We start from the raw sequence: 15,228 nt of genomic DNA on the forward strand, positions 1-15,228 counted from the left end.
TTTTGGCTATTACCGCTTTTTATAAAACTTATTACTTTTTTACGTAAATCTATACTATATGCTCGCATTTTTTGCTTCATATTATCATATAATTTACGCTACCTCAAGCTAATTTAGTATATATGCTCGCATTTTTTGCTTCATATTATCATATAATTTACGCTACCTCAAGCTAATTTAGTATATGTGTCCGGTACTAAGTACGAAAAGATAAAGAATTAGACCTCTTGCATAACCTATCCCGCGGGGTAATTTTGTTGTCAAAACTCCTTTGCGCTCCTCATATACTAGAGTATGCTGCAGCGCTCAACATCATTTTTCCTAAAAATTCCTCCTTCATTTTTAGGTTATGCAAGAGGTCTATTGTTTATAACTACCGCCTTAGTACCGGACACATAGTTGCTTAAGCTTTGAATTTAAAGGATTGTTAGACATAATAGATCTGAGGGAAAAAATCAAAAATTTCGAGATAATGGGATTCAATTTACCAATCACGATCATCATAAAAATGCTTTCACTCATATATTTGAGCGTGTTTGCAATGAGCGTCAGATAGAGCATAGAAAGACTAAGATCAAGCATCCTTGGACTAATGGGCAGGTAGAGCGAATGAACAGAACTCTCAAAGAAACAACTGTAAACAATTTCCATTATGCATCTCATGATGAGCTAAAACAGCATCTGCATGCTTATTTGATGGCTTATAACTTCGCTAAACGACTTAAAGTCATCAAAAGTAAAACTCCTTGGCAATTTATATTAAATCAGTGGACAACTCATCCTGAATACTTTATACTTAATCCTAACCATTTCTTACTGGGACTAAACACCTAGCCAATACCTATTTCTAAGGTTATGTAAGTGGTTTAGTATACTCTTTGCGCATTAAACCATTGCTGCGCAGAGGGAGAAAGTAAGTGATAGAGTTTATAACGTATTGTCTGATAGTAGGAGTTAAGATACTTCAACTCAAGTGCAGACAGGCTATCAAGGTCTATCAAGCTCTTTTCATATGGCACCATGGTGAGGTTTTGGAATGATAAAAAGCCATTAAAACCCCCTCCAAACTCTACTCCTGATGGTGATGCACGCATCGCTCCAATGTTCGAATCCTCGCTTAACTTCATGCACGCTCGAAGTTCCGCGCTTTCACTCGTGTTTTGCATTTGCTCCTCACAAGTAAGTTTTGCAGGCAGTGCGTGATGTGCACTGTGCACATATAGTAAATTTTCTATTCTAATGCCAAAATCTTGACCGTAGTAGCCAGGTTCATTAGAAATAATCATACCCTCTTTTAGCTTATGCAAGTTACATGAATTAATAGCGATAGGCCCCTCATGCACACCTAAAAAACTACCAACGCCATGCCCCGTGCCATGGGGATAGTCAACGCCTTTTGCCCACAAATATTGCCTCGCCAAAACATCAAGATTAGCGCCGCACGCAGTAATAGGAAAGGTGGCTGTGGCAAGAGCTATATGCCCCTTTAACACGTCGGTATAACGTTCAATTTGCAGCGCAGTTGGCGCGCCCCCGAGTGCCAGCACTCTAGTGCAGTCTGTTGTGCAACCTAAATATTGCCCTCCGGAATCGATGAGTAATAGCCCTTTACCTACGAGCTGTTGCGAATTATTTGCGCATGGTTTGTAGTGGATAACCGCGCCATTTTGCTTAAATCCGCAGATAGTATGAAAGCTGTCCATGATGTATGAGCTATGCGCGGCCCTAAACTCGCGAAGTTTAAGCAAGATATCATATTCTACTAATCGCTCTATTTCTCGGCTGCGCTGCGCCGCGTCTATAAAGGCAAGTAGCTCGCAGAAAGCTACCCCTTCTAAGATATGCCCTTCTATCGCTCTTTGTATTTCTATATTATTTTTGCGTGCCCTTAGCTCTAAGCAAATATCATCTTGAAGCAAGACGCGCTCTTGCTCTATAAGAGACAAGAGATGAATAGAGGCGGTGGATTTGTCGTATAACACCTTGCCATCTACTGCTGTATTTAGTAATTTGGGTAGTTCTGCATCACTCACAAGCTCTAGTTCCGAAGGTAAGTCTGGCGGTAGGCAGGAGGGGTTTTGAAGAGGTTTAATAAAATCTGTTATTAAATATAGTTTATCCTGCGTAATTAAGAGCGAGCCAAGAATAACTGGTGTGTGGTCTAGGTCTTTCCCACGTATATTTAATGCCCAGCAGAGCGAATCGCAAGAAGTGATGAGGGCGGCCTGCGCCTTGTGCTGCGCGATGATTGCGCGGATGATTTGAATCTTCTCCTCGCGCGCCTGGCCTGCATACTCCACGGAGTAATCGAAGAGTTCCGAGTTGTTTCTGATGGGCTTGTTGAGCCATAACTCATCTACTAAATTCGCCTCTAACGGATGCAAGTTTAATACATCGCTTAATATTTGAAAGATGCTGGAGCGAGTGAATAGGCGCGCATCAAAACCAACTTTACCAGGGATGGAGGCTTGCTGCAAAGCTTGGCGTAAGTCGCGAAAATCATATATTTCTACCGCATCACCAAAGAGCTTTTGTGCTTGCAGGGTGTAGCGACCATCGGTGAAGAAGAGGGTGGTGGTGGCCGTAACTAGCATCAAACCGTTTGATCCAAAAAAACCGCAAAAATAGCCTAACCTGTTGTGTGCTTCTGGGGTGTATTCGTTGATATACTCGTCGTTTGCGGGTATTAAATATCCAGCGAGTTGATATTTAGCAAGTAATGCGATGAGTTTTGGTTTGTTTTGGTGTAGCGCATCTTGGTTTTGGATAGGCTGATTGCTTTGCATCATTGGCTTATTTAATAAGTTTCTAAAATGAAGTTGCGAATAGAAAGGAAACTAATGTTGATAGGGTTGTTTTGTGTGCAATGCTTGGTTTTGTGCGCGATTTTTGTGCGCGATGCTTAGTAGAAATAGATAACATTGAATTAATTAACATTGAATAGATAGCATTGAATAATTGATAAATCAAGACGTGACACTACCACCCCTCCCACTTATGTGCCACTTGCTATGCATTAGACCTCTTTTGCAAACACTCGCAATCCTCACTGCATTTTATGTACTTAAGTTTATGTACTTAACTGTGTGTATGTTTAGGAGTTTTGCGCCTTGTATGCCCCTCGCATTTGTTCACATTTGTTTGCATTCACGCGCATTTGTTTGCATTTGTTCACATTTGTTGCATTCGCTCTTAATTGAGCGAGTTTGGAAAGAGGTCTATTAAATGCATTATTATTAAATGCATTAATTATACAACTCAAACTCATGATGATATACCACAGAATTCTCCGGATGCAAGCTAATTGCTTGATCGTAAGGCGCAGGCGCATCGTTATAACGCTTAAAACTTAAGCTTTATTATAACGCATGCGCTATATCTGCTTTATCTGCGTGATACGATACTGATGGTTCTTCGCCCACGCGCGCGGGTGATGGCGCGGTTATAAGCTATCATCATTTCCCCATGGCTCGTAATGCTTCTTCTTTCTGTAAGCGATAGCGATCAGCATTCTTCGGATCCAAGCTAATTGCTTGGTCGTAAACCGCGATTGCCTCGTTATAGCGCTTAAGCTGCTTTAATGCATTTGATTTATGATCATAATACTCAGGCTTCTTCGGATCCAGCGCAATGAGTTGATCGTAAACCGCAACCACCTCGCCATGGCGCCCAAGCTTCTGTAATGCGCATACTTTCTCAGTATAATACCAAAAATTCAGTGGATCCAAGCTAATTGCTTTGTCGTAAACCGCAACCGCCTCGTCACCACGCCTAAGCTGCTGTAATGTTTTTATTTTCTCAACATAATACCGAGGCTTCTTCGGATCCAGCGCAATAGCTTGGTCGCAAGCCTTAACCGCCTCCTCACCACGCCCAAGCCCCAGTAACATTTCTGCTTTCTTAACATAATACTCAGGATTCTTTGGATCCAGCGTAATTGCCTGACTATAAGCCTCAACCGCCTCGTCATAACGCTTAAGCCCAGATAATGCTTCTGCTTTCCCAGTATAATACCCAGCATTCTTCGGATCCATCGCAATGGCTTGATTCCAAACCCCAACCACCTCGCCATGGCGCCCAAGCTGTTTTAAGGCATGTGCTTTACCGTCATAATACTGACGACTCTTTGGGTCCAGCGCAATGGCTTGATTCCAAGCCCCAACCGCCTCGTCACCACGCCTAAGCCACTCTAATATTCCTGCTTTCCGTAAATAACACTGAGGCTCCTTCGGATTCGCGCTAATTGCTTGATTACAAATCTCAAGCTTCTCAAGCATCTCAAGCATCTTGTTACCACGCCCAAGCCGCTCTAATACATACATTTTACTTTGATAATACTCAGGATTCTTCGGATTTAAGCTAATTGCCTGACTATAAGCCTCAACCGCCTCGGCATAACGCCCAAGCTCCCATAATGCTTCTGCTTTCCCAGCATAATACCCAGCATTCTTCGGATCCATCGCGATAGCCTGATTACAAATCTTAAGCCTCTCGTTAGAAGGAGTTGCAGACGATGCGAGTGCTTTACCTACATAGTACTCAGGATTCTTCGGATTTAAGCTAATTGCCTGATCATAAGCTTTAAGCGCCTCGTCATGACGCCAAAGCTGCTTTAATGCATTTGCTTTCCCAGCATAACCCTCGGGATTCTTCGGATTCAACGCAATAGCCCTATTATAAGCCTCAAGCTCCTCCTGGTAACGCACACACCTCCGTGATCCATCGGCTCTCCTAGCATAATACACATTCTCCGGATCCAGCGCAATTATTTGATCATAAACCCCAACCGCCTCACTATAGCGCCCAAAATTCTCTAATGCATATGCTTTACTTTCATAATACCTAACATTCTTCGGATCCAGCGCAATGAGTTGATCATAAACCACAACCACCTCGTCACCACGCTTAAGCGGGTGGTATAATATTGCTATTTTCTCAGTATAATACGCAGGCTTCTTCGGATCCAGCGCAATAGCATGATTATAAGCCTCAAGCGCATCACCATAGCGCTCAAGCTTTGCTAGCACACGCGCTTTACCCGCATGATACTCACAGTTCTCCGGGTTCAGCGCAATAGCCCGATCATAAACTACAATCGCCTCGTCATCACATCCAATTTGCATTAATGCACTTGCTTTACCAGCATAATACTCACAGTTCTCCGGGTTCAGCGCAACGGCCTGATCATAAGCTGCAACCGCCTCCTTATGACGGTTAAGTTGCGCTAATGCATTTGCTTTCCCAGCATAACACCCAGCATCCTTCAAACCCAGCGCAATGGCTTGATCATAAACCTCAACCACCTTTGGGTGGTACTTAAACTTTACTAACATGCGCGCTTTACCCGCATAATACTCAGGATTCTTCGGATCCAAGTTAATTGCCTGACTATAAGGCACAACCGCCTCGCCATAACGCTTAAGCCCACATAATGCTTTTGCCTTGCCAGCATAATACTCAGGCTTCTTCGGATCCAACGCAATGGCTTGATCATAAATCCCAACCGCCTCACTATAGCGCCCAAGATGCTCTAATGCATATGCTTTATATTCATAATACCAAACCTTCTTCGGATCCAGTCCAATGAGTTGGTTATAAACCTCCACCGCCTCACCATAGCGTTCAAGCTTCGCTAGCACACGTGCTTTACCCGCATGATATTCAGGCTTCTTCGAATCCAGCGCAATAGCCCGATCATAGGGCTCAAGAGCCTCCTGGTGGCGATTGAGTATCCATAACGCATCCGCTTTACCAGCATGATATTCAGGCCACCTTGAATCCAGCGCAATAGCCTGGCCGTAAGCCTCCACCACCTCGCCATAGCGCTTAAGCTGCTCTAATGCTTTTGCCTTGCCAGCATAATACTCGTGATTCCTTACGTCCAACCCAATGGCTTGATCATAAACCTCAACCGCCTCACCATAGCGTTCAAGTTTTACTAACGCATCCGCTTTGCATGCGCGGTATCTAGGATTCTCCGGATCCAGCGCAATAGCCCGATTATAAACCTCCACCGCCTCACCATAGCGTTCAAGCTTCGCTAGCACACGCGCTTTACCCGCATGATACTCACAGTTCTCCGGGTTCAGCGCAATAGCCTGATCATAGGGCTCAAGAGCCTCCTGGTGGCGATTGAGTATCCACAATGCACTTGCTTTACCAGCATGATATTCACGATTCTTCGAATCCAGCGCAATAGCCTGGCCGTAAGCCTCCACCACCTCGCCATAACGCTTAAGCTGCTCTAATGCTTTTGCTTTACCTACATAACACTCAAGATTCCTTGCATCCAGCGCAATAGCCCGATTATAAGGCTCAACCGCCTCACCATAGCGCTCAAGCTTCGCTAGCACACGCGCTTTACCCGCATGATACTCGCAGTTCTCCGGGTTCAGCGCAATAGCCCGATCATAAACTACAATCGCCTCGTCATCACATCCAATTTGCATTAATGCTCTTGCTTTACCAGCATAATACTCAGGATTCTTCGGATCCAACCTAATGGCATAACTATAAGCATCATGCGCATCGTCATAGCGCTTAAGCTGCTGTAATGCATACGCTTTACCTGCATAATACTCAGGATTCTTTGCATCCAACGCAATAACCTGACTATAAGCCTCAAGCGCCTCGCCATAGCGCTCAAGCTTTGCTAGCACATCCGCCTTGCATGCGCGGTAGCTAGAATTCTCCGAATCCAGCGCAATTGCCTGACCGTAAGCCGCAAGCGCCTCGTCATAACGCCCAAGCTTTGCTAGCACGTCGGCTTTGTATGCGCGATAGCTAGACTTCCTAGGGGCGTATGCGATGGCCTGATTATAAACCTCCACCGCCTCCTGGTGGCGCCCAAGCTGCTGTAACGCATACGCTTTACCCGCATGATACTCAGGATTCTTTGCATCCAGCATAATAACATGATCATAAACTCCAAGCGCCTCATTACCACGCCCAAGCTTTATTAATACACGCGCTTTACCCGTATGATACTCAAGATTCTTTGCATCCAGCGCAATGAGTTGATTGCAAGCCTCAACCGCCTCATCGCCACGCCCAAGCTTTATTAACACATCTGCCTTCTGGGCATGATACTTAGGGTTATGCGAGTTGTGTATGACGAACCAATCATAAATCTCAAGCGCCTCCTTGTAGCGCCCAAGCTTTACTAATAGATCCGCCTTCTGGGCATAATATTCGCAGTTATCTGGCTCTAACATCATTGCCTGATCGTAAGCTTCTAGCGCTTCCCGATAGCGCCCAGCCTGCATTAATGCCCTCGCGTTTTCGGCATGATGCTTAAGGCCCTGCTGGTTTAGTGCAATAGTCTGAGTATGAGCCTCAAGCGCCTCGTCATCACACTCAATCTGTATTAATGCGTTTGTTTTCTTATCGTAATACTTAGGATTCTGCGGAGCCAACTCAATCGCTCGGTCGTAAGCTTCTAGCGCTTCTGCATGGCGCTCAAGCATCAGCAACATCTCTGCTTTTTTAGCATAATGCTTTGGATTATTTGGATCATGCTCGATTGATGCTTGAATCCCTCTGAGCAATGCTTGAACCCGAAGGTTCTGGCGTTGTGGGTTCTGGTGCTGGGAGTGTTGGGGTATTGGGAGTGTTGGCGTGGAGAAGTTTGTGCTTTGCTGTTAAAATCTGATAATTGCTGCATGATATTTAGCTTCGTATTTGATTGATTATTGTTCCATTGTACTTTGATTATTTTCTTATTATTTGCGTTTATCAATCATTAACTATATTTCACCTAGAGATTGTCGATTAATTTATAGAAATGTGTGTCTTTTGTTTATCATTAAACCTCTTTTCAAACTCGCTCAATTAAGAGCGGACCTCTTTTCAAACTCGCTCAATTAAGAGTGGACCTCTTTCCAAACTCGCTCAATTAAGAGCAAATGCGAGGAGCATACCGAAGCACAGAGCCGCGGCCATACATAAGGTACGTGAGGATTGTGAATAGATAAGCGTTGGGCAAAGTTGTCATGAAGGAGCAGAGCTAAGAAAGAGGTTTAATGCATAATCCGCAGCCTCTATCAGCTCCACTCAATCCAAGGCCTTGATGTAGCAAGCAATGTTTATGAAGGTAGTAATTTTTATTTTGGCAGACTAGAGCTTACGTTGATGGCATGACTATAAGCTTCAGGTGCGCTGCCATCACGCGCAAGCATCGTAAATGCATGCGCTATATCTGCTTTATCTGCGTGATACGATACTGATGGTTCTTCGCCCACGCGCGCGGGTGATGGCGCGGTTATAAGCTGTCATCATTTCTTCATGGCTCGTAATGCAGCTTCTTTCTGTAAGCGATAGTAATCAGCATTCTTCGGATCCAAGCTAATTGCTTGGTCGTAAGCCGCAACCGCCTCGTTACCACGCCCAAGCCACTGTAATGCTCCTGCTTTCCCAGTATAATACTCAGCATTCTTCGGATCCAGCGCAATTGCCTGATCATAAACCCCAACCGCCTCATTACTATGCCCAAGATGGCGTAATGCTTCTGCTTTTCCACCATAACACCTAGCATCCTTCAAACCCAGCCCGATGGCCTGATCGTAAGCTGCAACCATCTCGGCATAACGCGCAAGAGGGCGTAATGCTTCTGCTTTATATTCATAATACCCAAAATTTTTCGGATCCAGCGCAATGGCTTGATCACAAACCACAGCAACCTCGGCATAACGCCCAAGATACCATAATGCTTTTGCCTTGCCGGCATAATACCCAGCATTCTTCGGCTCCAGCCCGATGGCCTGATCGTAAGCTGCAACCACCTCGGCATAACGCCCAAGTTGCTCTAATGCTTTTATTTTATCTGCATAATACCCAACATTCTTCGGCTCCAGCCCGATGGCCTGATCGTAAGCTGCAACCACCTCGGCATAACGCTTAAGCTCCCATAATGCTTTTGCCTTGCCGGCATAATACCCAGCATTCTTCGGCTCCAGCCCGATGGCCTGATCGTAAGCTGCAACCGCCTCGGCATAACGCCCAAGATGGTATAATGTGCTTGCTTTCACAACATAATACCAAAACTTCTTCGGATCCAGCCCAATGAGTTGGTTATAAGCCTCCAGCACCTCGCCATGACGCCCAAGATAGTATAATGCATATGCTTTCCAGTAATAATACTCAGTATCCTTCGGATTCAGCGCAATTGCCTGATCATAAGCCTCAACCATCTCGGCATAACGCACAAGCTGCAGTAATGCTTTTGCTTTCTGAGCATAATACCCAACATTCTTCGGATCCAACGCAATGAGTTGATCGTAAACCGCAACCTCCTCGGCATAACGCCCCAACCCCTGTAATGCATCCGCTTTCCCAGCATAACACCCAGCATCCTTCAAACCCAGCGCAATGGCTTGATTATAAGCCTCAACCGCCTCGTTACGACGCCCCAACCCCTGTAATGCATCCGCTTTCCCAGCATAATACCCAGCATTCTTCGGATCCAGCGCAATGAGTTGATCGTAAGCTGCAACCACCTCCTTATAACGCCGCAGCACCCGTAATGCATCCGCTTTCCCACCATAACACCCAGCATTCTTCGGATCCAGCGCAATTGCCTGATTATAAGCTGCAACCGCCTCGTCATAACGCTTAAGCCCAGATAATGCTTCCGCTTTCCCACCATAATACGCAGCATTCTTCGGATCCAGCGCAATGGCCTGATCACAAACCTCAAGCGCCTCCTTATAACGCTTAAGCCCCCGTAATGCATCCGCTTTCCCACCATAACACCCAGCATCCTTCAAACCCAGCGCAATGGCTTGATCATAAACCACAACAGCCTCGCTATAACGCCCCAGCTGGCGTAATGCTTCTGCTTTCCCACCGTAATATCCAGGATTCTTCGGATCCAGCGCAATTCCCTGATCACAAACCTCAAGCGCCTCGCCATAACGCTTAAGCCCACATAATGCTTTTGCCTTGCCAGTATAATACTCAGGCTTCTTCGGATCCAACGCAATGGCTTGATCATAAGTCTCAACCGCCTCACTATGGCGCCCAAGATGCTCTAATGCATATGCTTTATATTCATAATACCAAACCTTCTTCGGATCCAGCCCAATGAGTTGGTTATAAACCTCCACCGCTTCACCATAGCGTTCAAGCTTCGCTAGCACACGCGCTTTACCCGCATGATACTCACAGTTCTCCGGGTTCAGCGCAATAGCCCGATCATAGGGCTCAAGAGCCTCCTGGTGGCGATTGAGTATCCACAATGCACTTGCTTTACCAGCATGATATTCACGATTCTCCGGATCCAGCGCAATAGCCTGGCCGTAAGCCTCCACCACCTCGGCATAACGCTCAAGCTGCTCTAATGCCTTTGCTTTACCTTCATAATACTCAGGATTCTTCGGATCCAGCCCAACGAGTTGGTTATAAACCGCAAGCGCCTCGGCATAGCGCTTAAGCCCCTCTAGTCCTCTTGCTTTACTGCTATAACACTCAACATCCCGCGGATGCAAGCTAATTCCCTGGTCACAAACCGCAAGCGCTGCGTTTGCACTACCACCCCCAAAAAGCGCATCCGCTTTACCCGCATAATACTCAGGCTTCTTCGGGTCCAAGCTAATTGCCTGATCATAAGCTGCAACCGCCTCTTTATAACGCTTAAGATAATGTAATGCTTTTGCTTTCCCAGCATAATACACAGCATTCTTCAAATCCAACGTAATGAGTTGATTGTAAGCTTCAAGCTCATCGTTATAACGCATCAGCACCCGCATTACTTCCGCTTTCCCAGCATAATACTCAGCATTCCTTAGATCCAGCGCAATTGCCCGATCATAAGCCTCCACCGCCTCGTTATTACGCGCAAGTTTGTGTAATGCATTCGCTTTAGCCGCATAACACCGAGCATGTTTTGGATTCAACGCAATGGCTTGATCGCAGTGCTCAAGCGCCTCCTGGTAGTGCCCAAATTTACATAATACTCTTGCTTTACCTGCATAACACCCAGCATGTTTTGGGTTCAACGCAATGGCTTGATTATATAACCGAAGCGCATCGTCATTATACCCCCCATCATACGACTTTGCCTGCCCAGCATAATACCCAGCATTCTTCGGATCCAACGCAATTGCCTGATTATAAACCGGCCGCGCCTCAAGCACACGCTCAAGATCCGATAATACTCTTGCTTTACCCATATAATATTCAGGCTTCTGCGGATCCAAGCTAATTGCCTGATCATAAGCTTTAAGCGCCTCGTCATAACGCTTAAGCCCCCGTAATGCATCCGCTTTTCCAACATGATACCCAAGATTCTTCGGATCCAGCCCGATGGCCTGGTCATAAACCTCAAACGCCTCGGCATAACGCCTAAGCCCACATAATGCTCTTGCGCTACCTGCATAATACTCAGGATTCTTCGGATCCAAGCTAATTGCTTGCTCATGAGCCTCAAGCGCCTCGGTATAACGCTTAAACTTTACTAACATATACGCTCTCTGAGCATAATACCCAGCATTCTCCGGATCCAGCCCAATGGCTTGATCGTAAGCTTCAAGCGCTTCCGCATGGCGCTCAAGCTTTACTAACACGCGCGCTTTCTGCGCATAATACTCATGATTCTGCTGATTCAACGCAATTGCTTGACTATAAGCCTCAACCACCTCGTTATAACGCACAAGCTGCAGTAATGCTTTTGCCTTGCTAGCATAATACTCATGATTTTTCGGATCCAAGCTAATTGCCTGATTATAAGCCTCAAGCTCCCCGTTATAATGCTTAAGCCCACATAATGCCTTTGCTTTACCCGCATGATACTCAGGATTTTTCGGATCAAAGCTGATTGCTCGAGTATAAACCCCAAAAGCCTCCTGGTAGCGCTCAAACTTTATTAACATATCCGCCTTCTGGGCATAATACCTAGCATTCTTCGGATCCAACTTAATTGCCTGATCATAAACCCCAACCGCCTCATCGCCACGCCCAAGCTTTATTAACACATCCGCCTTCTGGGCATGATACTTAGGGTTATGCGAGTTGTGTATGACGAACCAATCATAAATCTCAAGCGCCTCCTTGTAGCGCCCAAGCTTTACTAATAGATCCGCCTTCTGGGCATAATATTCGCAGTTATCTGGCTCTAACATCATTGCCTGATCGTAAGCTTCTAGCGCTTCCCGATAGCGCCCCGCCTGCATTAATGCTATCGCTTTTTCGGCATGATGCTTAAGGCCCTGCTGGTTTAGTGCAATAGTCTGAGTATGAACCTCAAGCGCCTCGTCATCACACTCAATCTGTATTAATGCGTTTGTTTTCTTATCGCGATACTTAGGATTCTGCGGAGCCAACTTAATTGCTCGGTCATAAGCTTCTAGCGCTTCTGCATGGCGCTCAAGCATCAGTAACGCCTCTGCTTTTTTAGCATAATGCTTTGGATTATTTGGATCATGCTCGATTGATGCTTGAATCCCTCTGAGCAATGCTTGAACCCGAACGTTCTGGCGTTGTGGGTTCTGGTGCCGGGAGTGTTGGGAGTGCTGGGAGTGTTGGCGTGGAGAAGTTTGTGCTTTACTGTTAAAATCTGATAATTGCTGCATGATATTTAGCTTCGTGCTTTATTGATTATTGTTTCATTGTACTTTGATTATTTTCTTATTATTTGCATTTGTCAATCATTAACTTATTTCACCTAAAGGTTGCTGGTTAATTTATAGAAATGTGTGTCTTTTGTTTATCATTAGATCTCTTTTCAAACTCGCTCAATTAAGAGTGGACCTCTTTTCAAACTCGCTCAATTAAGAGCAAATGCGAGGAGCGTACGAAGCACAGAGCCGCGGCCATACATAAGGTACGTGAGGATTGTGAATAGATAAGCGTTGGGTGAAGTTGTCATGAAGGGCAGAGCTAAGAAAGAGGTTTAATGCATAATCCGCAACCTCTATCAGCTCCACTCAACCCAAGGCCTTGATGTAGCAAGCAATGTTTATGGAGGTAGTAATTTTTATTTTTGGCAGACTAGAGCTTACGTTGATGACGTGACTATAAGCTTCAGGCGCGCTGCCATCACGCGCAAGCATCGTAAATGCATGCGCTGTATCTGCTTTATCTGCGTGATACGATACTGATGGTTCTTCGCCCACGCGCGCGCGGGTGATGGCGCGGTTATAAGCTATCATCATTTCTTCATGGCTCGTAATGCAGCTTCTTTCTGTGGGCGGTAGTAATCTGCATGCTGCGGATCCAGCCCGATGGCCTGGTCATAAACCTTAACCGCCTCCTTATAACGCCCCAGCTGGCGTAATGCTTTTGCTTTTCCACCGTAATATCCAGCATTCTTCGGATCCAGTGCAATTGCCTGATCATAAGCTGCAACCGCCTCGTCATTCCGCCCAAGCTGCTTTAATGCATCCGCTTTCCCACCATAACACCCAGCATCCTTCAAACCCAGCGCAATTGCCTGGTCATAAACCTCAACCGCCTCGTCATTCCGCCCAAGCTGCTTTAATGCATCCGCTTTCCCACCATAACACCCAGCATCCTTCAAACCCAGCGCAATTGCCTGGTCATAAACCTCAACCGCCTCCTTATAACGCCCCAGCTGGCGTAATGCTTTTGCTTTTCCACCATAACACCCAGCATCCTTCAAACCCAGCGCAATTGCCTGATCATAAGCTGCAACCGCCTCGTCATTCCGCCCAAGCTGCTTTAATGCATCCGCTTTCCCACCATAACACCCAGCATCCTTCAAACCCAGCGCAATTGCCTGATCATAAACCTCAACCGCCTCCTTATAACGCCCCAGCTGGCGTAATGCATCCGCTTTCCCACCATAACACCCAGCATTCTTCGGATCCAGCACAATGGCCTGATTATAAGCCTCAACCGCCTCCTTATAACACTCCAGCTGGCGTAATGCATCCGCTTTCCCGCCGTAATATCCAGCATTCTTCGGATCCAGCGCAATTGCCTGATCATAAACCTCAACCGCCTCCTTATAACGCCCCAGCTGGCGTAATGCATCCGCTTTCCCGCCGTAATACCCAGCATTCTTCGGATCCAGCCCGATGGCCTGATCACAAACCTCAAGCGCCTCGCCATAACGCTTAAGTCCCCGTAATGCATCCGCTTTCCCACCATAACACCCAGCATTCTTCGGATCCAGCCCGATGGCCTGATCACAAACCTCAAGCGCCTCGCCATAACGCTTAAGCCCAGATAATGCGCTTGCTTTACCTGTATAATACCAAGCATTCTCCGGATCAAAGTTAATTGCATGGTCATAAACCTCAACCGCCTCCTGGTAGCGTTCAAGCTTTACTAACGCACCCGCTTTCTGGGTATAACACCCAGCATTCTTCGGATCCAGCGCAATGGCTTGATCATAAACCTCAACCGCCTCCTTGTAGCGTTCAAGCTTTACTAACATATCCGCGCATGCATAATACTCAAGATTCTTCGGATCCAGCGCAACGGCCTGACTATAAGCCTCAACCGCCTCCTTATAACGCTCCAGCTGGCGTAATGCTTTTGCTTTTCCACCGTAATATCCAGGATTCTTCGGATCCAGCCCGATGGCCTGATTATAAGCCTCAAGCTCCCCGTTATAATGCTTAAGCCCATATAATGCTCTTGCTTTACCTGCATAATACTCAGCATTCTTCAGATCAAAGCTAATTGCTCGACTATAAGCTCCAAAAGCCTCCTGGTAGCGCCCAAGCCCTATCAACGCATCCGCCTTCTGGGCATAATACCTAGCATTCTTCGGATCCAACTTAATTGCCTTACTATAAGCCTCAACTGCCTCGTCACCACGCCCAAGCCTTGCCAATACATCTGCCTTCTGGGCATAATATTCGCAGTTATTTGGGTCTAACATCATTGCTTGATCGTAAGCTTCCAGTGCTTCCAGATAGTGCTCAGCCTGCATTAATGCTCTCGCTTTTTCGGCATGATGCTTAACGCCCTGCTGGTTTAGCACAATAGTCTGAATATGAGCCTCAAGCGCCTCGTCATCACACTCAATCTGTATTAATGCGTTTGTTTTCTTATCGTAATACTTAGGATTTTGCGGAGCCAACTTAATTGCTCGGTCGTAAGCTTCTAGTGCCTCTGCATGGCGCTCAAGCCTCAGCAACATCTCTGCTTTCTTCGCATAATACTTTGGATTCTCAGGGTCTAAGCCAATTGCTCGGTCGTAAGCTTCTAGTGCCTCTGCATGGCGCGCAAGCCTCAACAACGCCTCTGCTTTTTTAGCATAAT

8 protein-coding genes and 1 pseudogene are annotated in these 15,228 nt (G+C 46.1%); 2 read left to right on the forward strand and 7 right to left on the reverse strand.

Annotated features, from left to right (window positions below; genetic code table 11):
- The first annotated feature begins 227 nt into the window (after positions 1-227).
- Positions 228-407, forward strand: coding sequence for a hypothetical protein (locus Sarmat_RS03260; protein ID WP_202149408.1), 180 nt, complete (start codon positions 228-230; stop codon positions 405-407).
- Between the two features lie 61 nt (positions 408-468).
- Positions 469-834: pseudogene (locus tag Sarmat_RS03265) on the forward strand (integrase core domain-containing protein); the annotation flags it as partial.
- A 32-nt stretch (positions 835-866) separates the two neighbouring features.
- Here Sarmat_RS03265 and Sarmat_RS03270 read toward each other — a convergent pair.
- From Sarmat_RS03270 to Sarmat_RS03300, 7 genes are all read right to left on the reverse strand, one after another.
- Positions 867-2,789 carry an aminopeptidase P family protein gene (locus Sarmat_RS03270; protein WP_202149409.1) on the reverse strand — a complete coding sequence of 641 codons (1,923 nt, stop codon included), beginning with the start codon at positions 2,787-2,789 and terminating at the stop codon, positions 867-869.
- A 305-nt stretch (positions 2,790-3,094) separates the two neighbouring features.
- The gene (locus tag Sarmat_RS03275) at positions 3,095-3,262 is read right to left on the reverse strand and encodes a hypothetical protein (protein WP_202149410.1); all 168 of its coding nucleotides are present in this window, start codon (positions 3,260-3,262) and stop codon (positions 3,095-3,097) included.
- A 193-nt stretch (positions 3,263-3,455) separates the two neighbouring features.
- The gene (locus tag Sarmat_RS03280) at positions 3,456-7,547 is read right to left on the reverse strand and encodes a tetratricopeptide repeat protein (RefSeq protein ID WP_202149411.1); all 4,092 of its coding nucleotides are present in this window, start codon (positions 7,545-7,547) and stop codon (positions 3,456-3,458) included.
- Positions 7,548-8,102: 555 nt separating this feature from the next.
- A complete protein-coding gene (locus tag Sarmat_RS03285) occupies positions 8,103-8,240 on the reverse strand; it encodes a hypothetical protein (protein ID WP_202149412.1) in 138 nt (45 codons plus the stop codon).
- 33 nt (positions 8,241-8,273) lie between these two features.
- A complete protein-coding gene (locus Sarmat_RS03290; protein WP_202149413.1) occupies positions 8,274-12,566 on the reverse strand; it encodes a tetratricopeptide repeat protein in 4,293 nt (1,430 codons plus the stop codon).
- A gap of 354 nt (positions 12,567-12,920) precedes the next feature.
- On the reverse strand, positions 12,921-13,148 hold the full coding sequence (locus tag Sarmat_RS03295) for a hypothetical protein (RefSeq protein ID WP_202149414.1): 228 nt from the start codon (positions 13,146-13,148) through the stop codon (positions 12,921-12,923).
- Positions 13,145-15,228, reverse strand: a 2,084-nt coding sequence (locus Sarmat_RS03300; protein WP_202149415.1) for a tetratricopeptide repeat protein, incomplete at its 5' end; no start/stop codon positions are given. The genes Sarmat_RS03300 and Sarmat_RS03295, both read right to left, overlap by 4 nt.

It is taken from the genome of Candidatus Sarmatiella mevalonica, assembly GCF_016751895.1.
Taxonomy (GTDB): domain Bacteria; phylum Pseudomonadota; class Alphaproteobacteria; order Rickettsiales; family Rickettsiaceae; genus Sarmatiella; species Sarmatiella mevalonica.